At 44.8% G+C, this 17,588-nt stretch carries 9 protein-coding genes; 6 read left to right on the top strand and 3 right to left on the bottom strand.

Going from position 1 to position 17,588, the window contains the following annotated elements; all coding sequences use genetic code 11:
- Window positions 1-21: 21 nt before the first annotated feature.
- The gene (locus tag ACLI09_RS07955; protein ID WP_411419073.1) at window positions 22-2,430 is read left to right on the top strand and encodes a sugar-binding domain-containing protein; all 2,409 of its coding nucleotides are present in this window, start codon (window positions 22-24) and stop codon (window positions 2,428-2,430) included.
- A 137-nt stretch (window positions 2,431-2,567) separates the two neighbouring features.
- Here the strand turns inward: ACLI09_RS07955 and ACLI09_RS07950 are convergent, their stop codons facing one another.
- The 3 genes from ACLI09_RS07950 to ACLI09_RS07940 form a co-directional block, all read right to left on the bottom strand.
- Complete coding sequence (locus tag ACLI09_RS07950; RefSeq protein WP_411419072.1) at window positions 2,568-3,653, bottom strand: glycoside hydrolase family 43 protein; 1,086 nt, start codon at window positions 3,651-3,653, stop codon at window positions 2,568-2,570.
- Window positions 3,654-3,749: 96 nt separating this feature from the next.
- A complete protein-coding gene (locus ACLI09_RS07945) occupies window positions 3,750-5,822 on the bottom strand; it encodes an alpha-glucuronidase (RefSeq protein ID WP_411419071.1) in 2,073 nt (690 codons plus the stop codon).
- 47 nt (window positions 5,823-5,869) lie between these two features.
- Entirely contained in the window at window positions 5,870-8,395 is a 2,526-nt protein-coding gene (locus ACLI09_RS07940; RefSeq protein ID WP_411419070.1) for a glycosyl hydrolase 115 family protein, read from the bottom strand.
- Window positions 8,396-8,789: 394 nt separating this feature from the next.
- Between ACLI09_RS07940 and ACLI09_RS07935 the strand changes: the two genes are divergently transcribed.
- Genes ACLI09_RS07935 through ACLI09_RS07915 form a run of 5 tightly spaced genes read left to right on the top strand, consistent with a single transcriptional unit; the run spans window position 8,790 to window position 17,583 of the window.
- A complete protein-coding gene (locus ACLI09_RS07935; RefSeq protein WP_411419069.1) occupies window positions 8,790-11,258 on the top strand; it encodes a glycosyl hydrolase family 95 catalytic domain-containing protein in 2,469 nt (822 codons plus the stop codon).
- A 36-nt stretch (window positions 11,259-11,294) separates the two neighbouring features.
- On the top strand, window positions 11,295-13,004 hold the full coding sequence (locus ACLI09_RS07930) for a glycoside hydrolase family 43 protein (RefSeq protein ID WP_411419068.1): 1,710 nt from the start codon (window positions 11,295-11,297) through the stop codon (window positions 13,002-13,004).
- Between the two features lie 3 nt (window positions 13,005-13,007).
- Window positions 13,008-14,582, top strand: a complete 1,575-nt coding sequence (locus ACLI09_RS07925; RefSeq protein ID WP_411419067.1) for a glycoside hydrolase 43 family protein — start codon at window positions 13,008-13,010, stop codon at window positions 14,580-14,582.
- 3 nt (window positions 14,583-14,585) lie between these two features.
- On the top strand, window positions 14,586-15,935 hold the full coding sequence (locus ACLI09_RS07920) for a family 43 glycosylhydrolase (RefSeq protein ID WP_411419066.1): 1,350 nt from the start codon (window positions 14,586-14,588) through the stop codon (window positions 15,933-15,935).
- 7 nt (window positions 15,936-15,942) lie between these two features.
- Window positions 15,943-17,583 (top strand): DUF5597 domain-containing protein, encoded by a 1,641-nt coding sequence (locus tag ACLI09_RS07915; RefSeq protein WP_411419065.1) that lies wholly within the window; start codon window positions 15,943-15,945, stop codon window positions 17,581-17,583.
- The last annotated feature ends 5 nt before the right edge of the window (window positions 17,584-17,588 follow it).

Here is a 17,588-nt window from a genome sequence, read left to right as displayed (position 1 = left end):
TCAATATTACAAGCACAACAAATGAAAAAAATTATCAGCTTTTTACCCCTGTTGCTTGCCTTGGTTAGCATCAGCCTGAATGCCCAAATGAAAAAGAGTACCGACAGGAAAACTAAGTTCGACTACGACTGGAAGTTTAAATTGGGCGACCATCCTGATGCTTCTAATGCAAACTATAATGATGCTGGCTGGCGCAACCTTGACCTGCCGCACGACTGGAGTATTGAGGGTACATTTGATGCCAAAAACCCCATGGGTAAAGATGGGGGGTATCTTCCGGCAGGCATTGGATGGTACCGAAAAACAGTAACGATTCCGGCGCTGCAGAAAGGTAAAAAGCTAAGCCTTTATTTTGAAGGCGTTTATATGAATTCCGAAGTGTTTATAAACGGCACATCTTTAGGGGTCCGCCCCTACGGGTATTCATCATTCTCTTATGATATAACCCCTTATGTAAAGTTTGGGCAAAATAATGTCATTGCAGTACGGGTAGACAACTCACAGCAAAAAAATTGCCGGTGGTACAGCGGCTCTGGCATTTACAGGCATGTTTGGCTCACGGCAACAAACCCTGTACATACAGACCCATGGGGAGTGGCTATTGCTACACGCCATGCTGACCGTAAACAGGCTACTGTGAATGTAAAAGCCGTATTGCAAAATGAAACTTCTTTATCTAAAAGTGTACAACTGGCTATCCAATTATATGACGCCAATAATAAAAAAGCCGGTAACAAAGAGTTGACTGTAAGTATACCCTCTAATTCAAACAAAGAAGTTTCGGCCAATATTGCAGTTAATGCTCCTAACCTTTGGTCGCCGGATATGCCTTACCTGTACAATGCAGAGATAAAGATATTAGACGGCAAAAATATTGTTGATGAAATTTCACAATCATTTGGCATACGCGCAATAGAATACAGCGCAGATAAAGGCTTTGTCTTAAACGGCAAACATATTAATATTAGCGGAAGCTGCGTACACCACGATAATGGGGCATTAGGGGCTGCGGCCTATGACCATGCCGAAATTAGAAAAGTAGCATTACTGAAATCAGCAGGTTTTAATGCGGTAAGAACCAGCCATAACCCACCATCTGAAGCATTTCTAAATGCCTGCGACAGCTTAGGTTTACTGGTTATGGATGAGGCTTTTGACGGGTGGAGGGAGAAAAAAAATACATACGACTACTCCATTTATTTTGATGCATGGTGGCAAAAAGATATTGAAGCCATGGTTTTACGGGATCGTAACCACCCATCTGTTGTTTTTTGGAGCACGGGCAATGAAATCATTGAGCGTAAATCGCCCGAAGCAATAGAAACTGCCCAAAAGCTGGGCGGGCTGATACGAAAACTTGACCCTACCCGTCCGGTTACTTCGGCGATGACCGCATGGGATGAAGACTGGGAAATATTCGACCCATTATTTGCAGCACACGATATAGGAGGGTATAATTACCAGATGTACCATGCCGAAGAAGACCATAAACGGGTTCCGAACCGTATAATTGTACAAACGGAGTCGTTCCCCAGAGATGCTTTTAGCAACTGGAAAGCGGTAAACGACCTCCCTTACGTTATAGGCGATTTTGTATGGACAGGGATGGATTACCTGGGCGAATCGAGCATAGGCAGGTATTACTACAAAGGTGAAATAGAAGGGCAACACTGGCAAGCAGAATTTTTTCCGTGGCACGGCGCCTATTGCGGCGATATAGACCTTATTGGCTGGAGAAAACCCATTTCTCACTACAGGGAAATCCTTTACAGCAGTAGTAAAAAAATATACCTCGCTGTTAAAGAACCTAATAATTATCATGGCGAAATTAAAGAAACAATGTGGTCTGTCTGGCCTACTTGGGAAAGCTGGACCTGGCCCGGGCACGAAGGCAAAAGTATTGAAGTTGAGGTATATTCTAATTATGATAAAGTGCGGCTTTATTGCAATGGAGCCTTAATTGGCGAAAAGCCAACTACTCGAAATGAAGAGTTTAAAGCGGTATTTAAGATGCCCTACCAGCCGGGAGAATTAAAGGCTGTAGGTATAGTTAATGACAAAGAAACAGAGATAAGGACATTAAAAACCGCAGGAGAAACAGCTAAAATAAAATTAAGGCCGGATAACACCACGCTTAAAGCAGATGGGCAGGACCTTATTTATGTAACGGTCGAACTTACCGATGCACAGGGCATACCACAGCCTAATGCGGAGAACCAGCTTACATTCGAGGCTACAGGTGCCGGGACTATTGTTGGCGTGGCAAACGCGAATTTACAAGATATCGACCCCTATATGGCTACCCACCGTAAAGCCTGGAAAGGGCAGGCATTGGTAATTATAAAAAGTAAAAGGGAAAAAGGTGCCATACTGCTTAAAGCCACTTCGCCCGGTTTACAAAGCCAGACTCTTACTTTAGAAGCAAAATAAGGGAATAAGAAGGTTAAACAATTTCATCCCTCCGCTCTATTTAAGCATAAAAATAGCCAGTACATATCTATTTATGACTGGCTATTATATTATAAATGAAAGGTGTTTACCGTATTATTTGAAACAACTTCTATTCTTTAATACCTGATTATCTGCTCGGTCCAGCTTGCGCTCTTTATGTAGAACCGTCCGTTTTCAAAGTAAACCGGTTCGATGCCCATTTGCGGGCCTTTTTCCCATGCTTCAAAGGTCTGGCTGTAAGGGTAAGGCCGTTTCTCATACATGAAATAATGGCATGAGCTCCATACATTACCGTCAGGGCCAATAAATAAGGCATTATGCCCCGTTTCCTGGTAAGGATCTTCGGTATCCGTAAACATTAGCCCGTCATACCCGTTAGATTTTGCCATGTCGGTCCTGTACCCTTTTTTGCGTGTGCCAAAGATGGGTTCGGGCGCGGCAAGTTCCCACGGCCCTAAAGGCGATTTAGATTTTAACAAGCCTACCTCGTAACCGCGTGTCCAGGTGGAGAAAAACATAAAATAGGTGCCGTCTTTTTTAATTACAAAAGGCCCCTCTATGCCGCCTACCATCCATTCCGGCCAGCCTGGCTGCTTTTTATCGAGAAACTTGGTAATCGGGGTGGTTAGCTTCCCGCTCTTCAGGTCAATTTTAGCCTGGAACAACCCGTTGCCACTGCAATATAAGTAGGTTTGCCCGTCTTCATCTTCAAATAAGGTAGAGTCGTTATTGTACTGTTGTGTTAAAGGGCCATTAACCAATTTATAAGGACCGGTAACTTTATCTGAGGAGAATAACCATACGCTGTGGGTGGCCATCCCTTTGGGGTCTTCCTTAGTAACCTTTCCGCTGTTAACGGTAAGCCAGTATTTATTTTGGATAAAATGAATTTCCGGTGCCCAAAACCTGCCATTATACGGGCAGTCCTTTGGAAGTTTAGAAGAATCTATCAACCATGAATGTTGTTTCCAGTGAATTAAATCATCCGATTCCAGCAGGCGCACCCCCGGGTTGATACCTGTCCACACCGGCTCAGACGTTCCGGTACAGTACCACTTCTCCCCTACCTTTATAATGCAATGGTCCCTCATGGCAATGGCACTGTCACGCGTAATGGGGTTGGTATACCTAAACTCGTGCGTAGGATTATCAGGTACGGGTTTTTCATTGTACACCTGGGCTTGAAGCCATGAAAAGGCCATTAAAATAAAAACGGTGTAAAAAACTTTGGTACTTTTCACATTACAAATTATTACTGGTTTTAAAAAAGTCTGAAATATTTATCCCAAAAAAATGTCTTACTGCTTTACCACTTCCTGCATGGTTAGCGGGTCGGTTTTCTCGTAGTATTCTAACGTATTAACAGGGCGCTCAATATCATACGGTATTGGGCGCTTACTAAACTGCTGGAAGTACAGCAGGCAGCCGTCTTTATAAAACTGCGCATCCCTGCACTGGCGCTGCAATTTGGTTTGTACTTCTGTAAACCGCTGTGCATCTACATAAGGGGCAACTTTATCCCACGTTTTTTGAAAGTTGCGTACTTCATCCAGGCCATCCTGGTAGCGGTAGCACAGCTCGTCCCACAGTTCCCTGCCGTTTTTCAGTTTAAAATCCCATGGCAGGTGATGAAAATACAACAAGAATTTCTCCGGGCATTTCTCTACTGAGGCAAATTCTGATGCAAGTGGCTCGTGGTACTGGCTTACGGCATTACTGCCGGTGGCGGTGCGGTTAAAGCCTATGCCGCCGGCTTCGGCCTGGTGGTAGTAAGGCGGCGTCCAGTCTTTTCGTACCCTTGCCGGGGCATACCACGGGCCGGGGCCATAGTGCTCATGCGCGCTAAATATGTGGTGCAGGCCAAGCGGCATCGAATAGTTAACCACGGCCTCACGGCTGTCCAGCATCATTTGCTGTACGGGCTTTAAAAAATTATCTTCCCAGCCTTTGGCGGTTTCGCCATCCGATGGCAAAAACGTAAGCTTTACCCACTCGTTAGCCACATCCGCGGCTGGCATGGTATTGTTCCAGGCCTGGCGGCCAAAGGCATACCAGTTGGCCTGCGCAAAATGATGCCCGCACCAGTTGGCATCCAGCCCCACGTTTGCCACGCCCGCTATTGCTGTGTATTTTTGGTTAAAAACACTACCATCGGTAACACGGGCAACCGTGCTGTTTTTACCTTCCTGCCAGGTATCGCTTTTAAGAAATTCTTCCCACATGGTAGCTAAAAATGCAAGCTGGTACGAATGGCCCAGGTATTCCTGGGTAATTTGCAGTTCGGGCATCAGCGGTGTTTTTTTCGTCGCGCCAAACAGCGGGCTAAACGGCTCGCGTGGCTGGAAATCAATAGGGCCGTTTTTTACCTGTATGATAACATTATCGCTAAATTTACCGTCAAGGGGCATAAATTCCCCGTATGCCTGTTTTGCCCTGTCTTTTTCGCTGGCGTTGTATACAAAAGCCCTCCACATAATTATGCCGTTGTGCTTTTTAAGTATATCGGCAAGCATATTGGCACCCTGGGCGTGGGTACGTCCATAATCCTGCGGCCCCGGCTGCCCCTCGCTGTTTGCTTTTACAAGGAAACCGCCAAAGTCAGGTACCAGTTTGTAAATTTCATCCGCTTTAGCCTTCCACCATGCTATAACTTTTTTATCAAGCGGATCAGCAGTAGGCAGGTTGCCCAGTTTTATAGGGGTAGCAAAATTAATAGACAGGTAGGTTTTTATTCCGTAAGGGCGCAACACATCGGCAATAGCCTTTACTCTTTGCAAATATTGTGTTGAAAGCATCTGTGGCGACGCATTTACATTGTTCAGTACTGCCCCGTTTATACCTATTGACGTATTGGCACGGGCGTACTCCTGCCAAAGCTGTTTATCGGCATCGGTAACGGTAAAAGCGCTGTCGCCTTTGCGCCAGAAAATAGATTCCCCGGCGTAGCCGCGTTCTATGCTGCCGTTAAGGTTATCCCAGTGGTTAAGTATACGCAGGTTATAAGACGGGTTAGACACTCCTGATACTGCCTGCCCGGTTTGCTGGCGGCGCAACAGTTCGTAAGCACCATACAGTAACCCCTGTCCGGTTTTTGCTTCAATGCTGGTTTGTGTAATCCTGAAGCCATCCCCTTTCAGGGCGGCATCTTTTACAAGGCTCAGGGTAACGGTTGCGCCGCTTTGGCCGGTCCACCCCTGCTCCAGTTCTTTAACAGCTATAGCAACGGCATTCGATTTTGAAGCTGCGACAATTTTAACGGGGTTTGGTTTTACCGAACGCAGCCAGAGCTCGTGGCCATCGGTAGCATTAGCGGTAAGATATGCAAGGGAAAAGAGGATAATGCATAATGGTATCCTGAAGATTTTTTTCATGATTAAATGTTTATGGACTATTTATAGTGCCTTATATATGGCATGGATTATTTTTTATCGCTTTCGGGTGCTCCCAAATAAGAAGGTTTTAAACCGCCGGTATTAATAAGTATTTTTTCGAGTACAATGCCCTGGTCTAACACCCGGAAGCGAAGCTTGTGGGTACCTGCCGCGGCAATGGTGTGTTTTGTAGACGACCTGATGATGTGCTCTGCCTGCCACCTGCCTAATTCGCCTCGGTAATGTCCGTTAAAGTTAACAATTTGCGGGGCATTGCCATCAAAAGATATTTCGTAGCGCAGGCCCTTATTATCATTAAAGTTTAAGGTGGGCGCAAGCAGCAACTGTACGTCAAATTCGCCCGTAGAGGTAAACTCAACATCATACTCCAGGTAAACCGGGTCACCCTCTTTTGGGGCTGCATTTTGAGGGAAAGTGGTAACGCCCGATTTTGTCTTGCCAAAGTCAGGTATCACTTCCCAATGTATTTTTTTTGAATTGTTGGCTCTCGCGTAATTTTCAGCTTCTATCGCTACGTAACCGTCTTTTTCAACAAATATTTTTGCCGCCGGCACATCGCTCTCCGATACATATTTTACTTCGGGCATTATATTGGTTTTAGGTTCATGCCAGGTGGAATATCCTATGCGTATCTGGTCCATCATGTGCGCCCATTTGCCCCCTGCAATCTCGTTATTGTACTCGTTTTGCAACACAGCATCACGCTCAAAGCATTCTTTTACCTTATCCGCATAATAATTCGCTTCCATATCATTTTTTTCGGCAAGCTGTTTGTTCATTGCTGCGGCATAATACATTTCATATAAATTGCTGCACGCGTTTATAGGGTAGAGCACCAGCTGATAATACGCATCGCGATAGTTTTGCGGCATACGGTTGTACAGCCTCAAGGCATCGAGCGCCAGCGCGCGGTAATCATTAAGCACCGTTTCAAACTCGTTGTAGTTTTCTAAACTGTAGGTTTTGCTGTTTAGGGATTCGGGTGTAACGCGCCTGTTATACTTTGAATATAAGTTTATCATGCGTGCTATTTCGGCAGCATGTTCTTTGCCAAATTGCGCTTCCGCCCATTTTTCGGTATGGCTTAGCAGGTTGTTAGCATTGAACTGTTTTGGGTTCCATGCTATATCGAGAAAGAAGCTAATGGGGTACTCCATCGGCTTAAGGTCGCCCACGTTAACTACCCATACCTTATCTACACCATGCTCATAGCTTAGGTTCATTTGTTCCCACACGCGCTGTATCGGGCTTATGTTTATCCATTTAGAGTTCCTTGGCCCGCCCACGTAGTCAAAGTGGTAATAAATGCCGTAGCCCCCTTTGTGCAGTTTCTTTGCCGGGTCCGGCAGCTTACGTACATTGCCCCAGTTATCATCGCAAAACAATAGAATTACATCGTCAGGAACGCGCATACCGCGGTCATAATAGTCCTGTACTTCTTTATACAGCGCCCACACCTGCGGCGTCTTCTCTGCTTTTTTACCGGTTACGTCCTCTATAATTTTTCGCTGGTCTTTCACTATATTTTCCAGCAGGCCTATGTTAGTGCCCTCGCTCATAGCCTCGTCGCCATCGCCGCGCATGCCCACGGTAACCAGCTTCTCCCAGTCTTTGCTGCGTTCTATGCCCGCTTTCCAGAATTCCTTAAGCACAGTGGCATTCTTAGAATAATCCCAAACGTTAGGCAGGTTGTTCTTTTTAATGTACCGGTGCCAATCCGACTGTGCCATAGCCATAGGCTCGTGGTGCGAGGTACCCATAATTATACCCATTTCGTTTGCCAGTGGGCCGCTTGCAGGGTCGTCGTCATAAAAAGCGTTGCCCCACATGGCAGGCCACATATAGTTTGCCTTCAGGCGGAGCAGCAGTTCAAAAACCTTCTCATAAAACTTACTGTTAAAGCCGCCAAATGTTTCTTTAGACCAACCACTTAGCGCGGGGGCTTCATCATTTAAAAATATACCTCGGTACTCCACGGCGGGTTCGCCATCGGTATAGGTGCCCTTTATAAAATACAGGTTGTCCTGATGTGCCACCGGAACATCAGCCCAGTAATACCAGGGCGAAACACCTATTTGCTTCGAAAATTCATAAATGCCGTATATCGTGCCGCGTTTGTCGCTTCCGGCAATTACTATGGCTTCAACCACCCCGCTAAAAGGATTTGCAATGTTTTGGATGATATACTTTTCGCGTTTTCCTTTAAGGGCTGTAGCGTCAAACTTTTTACTTTTTACCAGGTCGTCTACATAAGAACCTGTGCCAAGGGTGCCTATAATAAGTAACGGCTGGCTGCCCTTAGCAAGTTGGTCAAGAGCAAGCGGCTGAACCCCTGTAACCTTGCCTAAATCGGCCTGAAGGTTAAGCGCTGCCCGCATTATGCCCTTATCTGCCCCCGCCTTAAGCAAAAGTGCCGGGATTGCCGTATTATCTTTTAATGTTATCGTGTTTGTGCTTTTTTCGGTAGAAATAAAGGGCCCGGTAGCGCTGGCATTAAAATTGATACCCAAAAGGGTAATTAACACAATTATGTGCAAAAGGTAATCTCTCATTTTTGGAATATTTTTTAAAAACTGTAATCCTGCTCAGATTACAAAATCCAATATTAATCCTATTTATTTTTTTATCGCTGTTTTTTCCATCTTTTTCAACTAAAACGTATTCGTATATTTAATGTTAAGTCAGGCAAACACTTTAATTATAGTTTTAAAACTAAAAACTTACTCCTATATTTGGCGCCAGTAAAACTGACATTTCGAAAGAAAAAAATTTCATTAATAATTTAAAGCACTAACTTTCAATAAGATAAAATAGAACACTAACAATTAACGAATACGTTGTAGCAATTAAACATTCAATTAAAGGTACAATTTAATAGGGGTATTTTACTTTAGTGGAAATTTTTAAGTGTAATTTTTATACTTATTAAATATTTATAGTAATTTTATGAAAAAAAAAATGCCGATTTATAAGGCCATATTGTTCACACTGCTCTCTGCAGTAGCCTTTAGCCAGGATAATGGCGACTTAAAATTGTGGTACAACAAACCCGCAACCGTTTGGAATGAAGCTTTACCCCTGGGTAACGGCAGGCTGGGAGCAATGGTATTTGGCAATCCGGTTAACGAAAAGCTACAGCTAAACGAAAGCACATTTTGGTCGGGCGGCCCTTCCAGGAATGATAACCCTGATGGCCCACAGGTGCTGGACTCCATTAGGTATTACATTTTTAAAGGCGATTATAAACGTGCAGAAGTGTTGTCTGATAAAGGGCTTACCGCTAAGAAACTGCACGGCTCTATGTTCCAGTCGGCAGGCAATCTTAACCTGGCTTTTGAAAATGCCAGTGGATTTACCGATTATTACCGGGAGTTGGACATAGAGAAAGCCGTTTTTACCACCACCTTTAAAGTAAATGGGACAACCTATAAACGTGAAATTTTTACGTCTTTTCCCGAAAACGTTATAGTTATAAAACTGACCGCCAGCAAGCCGGGTATGCTTAGTTTTACAGCAGGGTTTGACGGCGAACTGCAACAATACTCCGGCGCTATTGATGCCACCACACTCCACATGACCGGAATTTCGGGCACGCACGATGGGGTTGAAGGAAAAGTAAAGTTTGATGCAAAGGCAAAAATAATTAATAACGGGGGCCAAACCTCTGTTGAAGCCGGTAAAATAAAAGTGAGCAGGGCAAATGAGGTTACACTACTTATTTCTGTCGCTACAAATTTTACCGACTATAAAACGCTTGATACAGACGAAAATAAAAAAAGCAGCAGCTACCTTAACGCGGCTGTAAAAAAACCATACAAAAAGTTACTAAACAGCCATATTGCTGCGTACCAAAACTATTTTAACCGCGTAAAGTTTGATTTAGGCAGCTCTGCTGCTTCAAAACGGCCCACAGATGAAAGGATAAAAAATTTCGCAGGCACGTATGACCCTTCACTTATTAGTTTGTACTACCAGTTTGGCCGTTACCTGCTTATCAGTTCCTCGCAGCCGGGCGGCCAGCCGGCAAACCTTCAGGGCATCTGGAACGGTAGCATCAACCCGGCGTGGGACAGTAAATATACCATAAATATAAATACCGAAATGAACTACTGGCCGGCAGAGAAATGCAACCTGCCGGAAATGCACGAACCGCTGATACAGTTAATAAAAGAGCTTTCTGAAAGCGGGCGTGAAACCGCCAGGGTTATGTATAAAAGCGGCGGATGGGTGGCACACCATAACACCGATATATGGCGCATAAGCGGCGTGGTAGATTTTGCCAATGCCGGACAGTGGCCCATGGGCGGGGCATGGCTATCCCAGCACTTGTGGGAAAAATACCTGTATAACGGCGACACAAAATATTTAGAATCCGTTTACCCGGTATTGAAATCAGCGAGCGAATTTTATAAGGATTTCCTTATAGAAGAACCCACACATAAATGGTTGGTGGTAAGCCCTTCCATATCTCCGGAAAACACACCGCAAAACCACCAGGGAAGCGCGCTTGCCGCAGGTACTACCATGGATAACCAGCTTGTGTTTGACCTTTTTACAAAAACAATAAAAGCAGCGCAACTATTAAAGAAAGACCCTGCGTTAGCCGCTGATTTACAACGCCTGGCCGACCGCCTCCCCCCTATGCAGATAGGCCGCTACGGGCAGCTACAGGAATGGATGGGCGACTGGGATAATCCGGAAGATACGCACAGGCACGTTTCGCACCTTTACGGCTTATATCCCGGTAATCAAATCAGCCCTTACACTACCCCGCAGCTTTTTGATGCCGCTAAAACGGTGCTTGTCCACCGGGGCGACGTATCAACGGGCTGGTCTATGGGCTGGAAGGTTAACCTGTGGGCGCACCTGCTTGATGGTAACCATGCCAATAAACTTATTAAAGACCAGCTTACACTGGTAGACCCTGTAAAACCGGGGCACAGCGGGGGTACCTACCCTAATATGTTTGATGCCCATCCGCCCTTCCAGATTGACGGCAACTTTGGTTGTACATCGGGCATTACCGAAATGCTGCTTCAAACGCAAACCGGGGCTATCGACATTTTACCTGCCCTCCCGGACGACTGGAAAGACGGCGCTATTAGTGGCCTGCGGGCTTTTGGGGGGTTTGAGGTTAGCATCGTATGGAAGGATAACAAGGCAAAACAAGTAAGCATTACATCTAAACTGGGAGGTAACTGCCGTCTGCGCTTACCTAATGAAGTTACACTAAAAGGCGCTGCACTAAAAACAGCTTCGGGAAATAACCCTAATCCTTTTTTTGAAGGCGTAAACATCAAACAGCCGTTAATTTCACCACTTGCTACGCTTAATGATATTAAACTTGATAAAACATTTACCTATGATTTTGATACACAGGCCGGAAAAACCTATATACTGGATATAAAAAATTAGGTAACACCGATAATTGCATAACCAAATTTACAAATAATGAAAAGACTTGTATTCCTACTTTCAGCGCTAACAGCCATGTCGGCAAATGCACAGGGAAGTAAAAAAATTAAAGAAAAAGACATGCCCGCGTTCACGCAGTTTACCTATACGGGTAACGACCGCATTTATAACGATAACCCGCTAAAGGAAGGCGAATTTTATACCCCTGTATTACAGGGCTGCTACCCTGACCCCAGCATTACACGCAAAGGCAATGACTACTACCTTGTAAATTCATCGTTTGCAATGGTGCCCGGTGTGCCGATTTTTCATTCAACCGACCTGGTAAACTGGAAACAGATAGGCCACGTTTTAGACAGGCCATCACAGCTTAAGGTGGAAGAGTCGCGTATTTCGGGCGGTATATATGCACCGGATATTAAATACAACCCTAACAACGATACGTTTTATATGATTACTACCCAGATTGCAGGTAATATGGGTAACATAGTGGTTAAAACCCAGGACCCCGCAAAAGGCTGGAGCGACCCGGTTAAACTACAGTTTGACGGTATAGACCCTTCGCTGTTTTTTGATACTGACGGAAAAGCCTACCTTGTACATAATGACGCACCACCGGCTGGCACAGAGCAGTACAGCGGCCACCGCGTTATAAAAATGTGGGATTATGATGTAAAAAACGACAGGGTTGTACCCGGTTCTGACAGGATTATTGTAAACGGCGGTACCGATATTACCCAGAAACCAATCTGGATTGAAGGGCCGCACCTCTATAAAAAAGACGGCCGCTACTACCTTATGTGTGCCGAAGGCGGCACAGGCGACTGGCACAGCGAGGTTATTTTTGTGAGCGACAAGCCTACAGGGCCTTTTGTACCCGCCTCTAACAACCCTATACTTACACAACGTTACTTTGTGAAAGACAGGGCAAATAAAATAGACTGGACAGGCCATGCCGATTTAGTAGATACCCCGGACGGAAAATACTATGCGGTGTTCCTGGGTGTGCGCCCTAACGAAAAACTGCGTGTTAATACCGGTCGCGAAACCTTTATGCTGCCTGTAGACTGGAGCGGACAATTTCCCGTGTTTGAAAATGGGCTGGTGCCGCTTAAAGCAAAAATAAAAATGCCAAAAGGCGCTACGAACCAAACCGGCAAAAATGGCTTTATGCCAAACGGTAACTTTAAATTTACCGACAATTTTAGTGATGCTAAACTGGACTACCGTTGGATTGGGATGCGCAACTGGCGCGAAAATTTTGTAGTAAAAGGAAAAAACAGCGTACGGATAAATCCCCTTGAAGCGAATATTAAGGCAAAATCGCCTATTTCAGGGTTATTTTACAGGCAGCAGCATGCCACTTTTACTGCAGAGACCACATTGCAATACCTCCCTAAATCAGAAAAAGACCTGGCTGGTATAGTATGCTACCAGAGCGAAACGTTTAATTATGTTTTAGGGCTTACTAAAAAAGGCAAAGATTACTACATGGTTTTGGAAAGGACCGAAAAAGGTGCCTCAAAAGTTATTGCAAGCGAAAAAATTAACCCTGGCAAATCAGTTAAATTAAAGGTTGCCGCACAGGGCGATGCCTATACCTTTAGCTATACTGCAGATAACAGCGCCTATAAAAACCTGGGCGGTACCGTTTCGGGAGATATACTTTCTACAGATGTAGCCGGAGGTTTCACAGGTAGCCTGATAGGTTTATATGCTACTTCAGGCAACGATATCCAGCCATAAAATATGAAAATTATACACCATCTATTGTTAAGCGTTACAGTCGCGTTTTCCTTTGCAGATTCGTTTGCGCAGGAAAACGCGAAAGCGCATAACCCGGTCATTTACGCTGACGTACCGGATGAATCGATAATCCGGGTGGGTAATACGTATTACATGAGCAGCACTACCATGCACATGAGCCCCGGTTTGCCTATCATGAAATCTGCCGACTTAGTAAACTGGCAGCTCGTAAGTTATGCCTACGACAGGCTTGTAGATAACGATGCCATGAACCTCGATAACGGTAAGAACACCTACGGCAGGGGTTCGTGGGCAAGCAGCCTGCGGTACCATAATGGCACCTATTACGTATCAACATTTGCTGCAACCAGCGGTAAAACGCACATCTACACCACAAAAGATATAGAGAAAGGCCCCTGGACAACCATCGAATTCAAGCCCGACCTCCACGACCATTCACTCTTTTTTGATGATGACGGTAAAATTTACATGCTTTACGGCGCAGGCAACCTTACCCTGGTGCAGCTGAAACCCGACCTTAGCGGTATCGTTGAGGGAAGTGAAAAAGTGGTTATTGAAAACGCCAGCGCACCTGCCGGAGACAACATCATGCTTAAGGCCGAAGGCTCACAGTTATTTAAAATTAAAGGCAAATATTACCTCTTTAATATTACCTGGCCCCGGGGCGGTATGCGTACTGTGGTGATACACCGTGCCGATAAGATAAGCGGGCCTTATGAAGGGAAACTTGGCCTCCAGGATCTTGGCGTGGCACAGGGCGGCCTGATAGATACACCCGACGGCAAATGGTTTTCCTACCTTTTTCGGGATAATGGCGCGGTGGGGCGTATACCCTACCTCGTCCCGGTCGAATGGAAAGACGGATGGCCGGTGTTAGGCACGGACGGCAAAGTACCCCAAACCCTCGACCTTCCCGCTAATAAAACACTCATTCCCGGTATCGTACATTCTGATGACTTTAGCCGTAAAAAAGGACAGCGCGATTTGCCACTTGTATGGCAATGGAACCACAACCCCGATAACGCGCTGTGGTCGGTTAAAAAGCGAAAAGGCTTTTTGAGGCTTACCACGGGGCGCGTAGAAACCGATATTTTAAGTGCCAAAAATATACTTACGCAGCGCACCGTAGGCCCGGTATGTACCGGCTATACCTCGGTTGATGTATCTAATATGAAAGACGGCGATTTTGCCGGACTTACCCTGTTACAAAAAAATTATGGCCAGGTAGGTATTAAAATAGAAGGAAAAAACCGCTTTATTGTGATGATAAATGCCGGCGACGGTACACCTGTAGAAGCAGCCCGGATACCGGTAACAGAAAAAACGGTGCATTTTAAAGCCGCCTGCGATTTTACCGAAAGAAAAGACATGGCTAACTTTTATTACAGTACCGATGGAAAAAACTGGAATAAAATAGGCACACCACTAAAAATGACCTATACCCTGCCCCACTTTATGGGCTACCGTTTTGGCCTGTTTAACTATGCAACCAAAGCCACAGGGGGCTATGCTGATTTTGATTACTACAGGATTGAAGAAACAATTTCAAACGAATAGATTATGAAAATTAAGACAATAATAGCACGGGGTATATCATTTCTGGTTGTATTCTGTACAGCAAATGCATTGGCACAAAACCCTATTATCAGGAACCAGTACACTGCCGACCCATCGGCGAGGGTATTTAACGACCGAATATACCTGTTCCCTTCGCACGACATTCCGCCGTATACCAATAAAAACAAGGAGAACTGGTTTTCTATGGAAGACTACCACGTGTTTTCGTCAGATAACCTTACGGACTGGACCGACCACGGCATGATTGTTACCCAAAATAAAGTGCCTTGGGTAAAACCCGATAGCTTTAGCATGTGGGCGCCGGACTGCATAGCACGCAACGGCAAATATTATTTTTACTTCCCCTCTACCCCAAAAGACACTACCATAGCACGTGGCTTTACCATTGGTGTGGCAATAGCCGATAAGCCCGAAGGCCCCTATAAGGTGCAGCCCGATCCTATAAAGGGCGTAAAGGGAATTGACCCTAATGTTTTTATAGACAAAGATGGCCAGGCTTACCTCTACTGGTCGCAGGGCAATATTTACGGTGCAAAGCTTAAAGAAAACATGACAGAGCTTGCCTCTGAACCTGTAAAATTTGATAACCTTCCGGAAAAAGGCCTTAAAGAGGGCCCTTACCTTTTTGAAAGGAACGGCACATACTACCTTACCTATCCTCATGTTGAAAATAAAATTGAGCGGCTGGAATATGCCATGGGCAATAACCCACTGGGGCCGTTTAAAGTAACCGGTGTTATTATGGACGAAGCCGCAAACGGCTGCTGGACAAACCACCACTCTGTTATACAGTTCAAAAAACAATGGTATTTATTTTACCATAATAATGACCTCTCTCCGTCATTTGACAAAAACCGATCGGTACGTATTGACAGCCTTACGTTCAACGGCGATGGAACCATTAAGAAAGTTATCCCTACGTTAAGGGGTGTGGGCAATACGCCGGCTAAGGCAAAAATACAGGCAGACCGTTACACCTCGTTAAGCACCGCGGGTGCCTCTGTAGCATTTTTAGATGCCGCCGACGCGTTTAAAGGCTGGAAAACCATATTATCTGCCCCAAAAGCGTTTGTAAGTTACGATGGTGTAGACTTTGGTACAAAAAAGCTGAAAAAGGTTTTGGTTCAGGCTAATGCGCCAACAGGCGGCGCTATAGAAATCAGGATAGATAGGATTGATGGGCCTCTGTTGGCTAAAGTAAAGGTTGCCTCCGGCACAGAATGGAAAATGGCGGAGGCTGCGCTTTTAAAATATGTACCCGGTACACACAGCATATATATAATCTCTACCCAGGGCACACCTGTAGAAATAGACTGGATAACATTTGAGTAAAATACTAATGATGAGAAAAGTATACGTCATACTATTGTTTTTTTTAATAGGCGTTGATAATTCATTTGGCCAACAGAACAGTATACCGCATTTGCAGGTTAAAGACAGCATTGTAACATTATTGGTACATGACAAGCCTTTTATAATGCTTGCGGGAGAATTAGGAAACTCTACAGCTACCACAACAGCATCTATGCAGGATGTGTGGCCAAAACTCCAAAAATTGAACCTCAACACGGTGTTAATGCCTGTGTACTGGGAATTGCTTGAACCGGAAGAAGGAAAATTTGATTTAAAATTAGTTGATGATTTAATAAAAAATGCTCGTAAGTACAATCTTAAAATTGTATTTCTTTGGTTTGGTGCATGGAAAAATAGCATGTCGAGCCATGCGCCTGCCTGGGTAAAAACAGATAGCAAGCGTTTCCCGCGTGTTAAAGATACTCATGGTAACAGCCAGGAGATACTTACACCTTTCTCTGAAAACAATCTTAACGCAGATGCGGCTGCCTATAAAACGCTGCTAAAGCACATTAAAGATAGTGATGCTGCTAACCAAACCGTTATTTTAATGCAGGTAGAAAATGAAATTGGGATATTGCCCTCAGCACGGGACTACAGTGCTCCTGCAAACCTTAAATTTAATGAAGAGGTGCCTGCTGACCTAATAGCATACCTGACAAAAAACAAGAACCAGCTAAACCCCACGATTTTTAAAGCATGGAAAGATAATGGCTTCAAGACAACGGGTAACTGGGAAAGTATTTTTGGCAGCAGCCTGCAAACAGATGAAATTTTTATGGCCTATTACTTAGCACGCTATACCGACAAGGTTGCCGCTGCAGGCAAAGAAGCCTATAGCCTGCCCACTTATGTAAATGCAGCCCTTAACAGGCCGGGGGTTAAACCGGGAGATTATCCTAGTGCGGGGCCACTTCCGCATATATTGGATATATGGAAAGCAGTTTCACCAAACCTTGATTTTTATGCTCCTGATTTTTACAATCCGCAATTCAAGCACTGGAACGATCAATATACAACAAACGGTAACCCGCTGTTTGTGCCTGAACACGTATTTGATGATACTGTAGCCGCAAAGGCGTTATATGCCTTCGGACACTATAGTGCGTTAGGGTTCTCACCATTCGCTATAGAGCAAACACCTTTAGCAGCACTAAGCCCTAAAGAAGTGAAGCTCTCAAAGACCTATAGCGTTCTGTCCGAAATTAAGCCTTTACTGGATAAAAATCGTAAAAAAGGCCGGATAGAGGGTGTACTATTAGACAAAGAGGTTAAAACTACCACGTTTACATTAGGTGATTACTTATTTGAGGCTGAACATACCTATAACCTGGGCTGGGAACCAGGTTCAAAAGCAGATGATTGGGAAAATGCCGGGGCAATAATTATCCAGTCAGGGACAAATGAATTTTACTACGTTGGCTTCGGCATTTCCTTAAAAATGAAAAATCTTAGCAAACCCGATATGAAAACCGGTATTCTAAAGGCCGAACGCGGCAATTTTAAAGATGGGAAATGGGTTGTTTTCCAACACTTAAATGGAGACCAGACACACCAGGGACGCCATATCCGCTCATTTGCCGACGACGTTTGCATACAACGCTTTACCTTATATGAATATCAATAACCTTT

This window comes from Flavobacterium sp. RHBU_24 (assembly GCF_046613695.1).
GTDB lineage: Bacteria > Bacteroidota > Bacteroidia > Flavobacteriales > Flavobacteriaceae > Flavobacterium.
This window is presented reverse-complemented; position numbering and strand designations above follow the sequence as displayed.

Coding starts and splice junctions, on each gene's coding strand:
- ACLI09_RS07955 (WP_411419073.1), top strand. CDS start 22: ATGAAAAAAATTATCAGCTTTTTACCCCTGTTGCTTGCCTTGGTTAGC.
- ACLI09_RS07950 (WP_411419072.1), bottom strand. CDS start 3,653: ATGGCCTTTTCATGGCTTCAAGCCCAGGTGTACAATGAAAAACCCGTA.
- ACLI09_RS07945 (WP_411419071.1), bottom strand. CDS start 5,822: ATGAAAAAAATCTTCAGGATACCATTATGCATTATCCTCTTTTCCCTT.
- ACLI09_RS07940 (WP_411419070.1), bottom strand. CDS start 8,395: ATGAGAGATTACCTTTTGCACATAATTGTGTTAATTACCCTTTTGGGT.
- ACLI09_RS07935 (WP_411419069.1), top strand. CDS start 8,790: ATGAAAAAAAAAATGCCGATTTATAAGGCCATATTGTTCACACTGCTC.
- ACLI09_RS07930 (WP_411419068.1), top strand. CDS start 11,295: ATGAAAAGACTTGTATTCCTACTTTCAGCGCTAACAGCCATGTCGGCA.
- ACLI09_RS07925 (WP_411419067.1), top strand. CDS start 13,008: ATGAAAATTATACACCATCTATTGTTAAGCGTTACAGTCGCGTTTTCC.
- ACLI09_RS07920 (WP_411419066.1), top strand. CDS start 14,586: ATGAAAATTAAGACAATAATAGCACGGGGTATATCATTTCTGGTTGTA.
- ACLI09_RS07915 (WP_411419065.1), top strand. CDS start 15,943: ATGATGAGAAAAGTATACGTCATACTATTGTTTTTTTTAATAGGCGTT.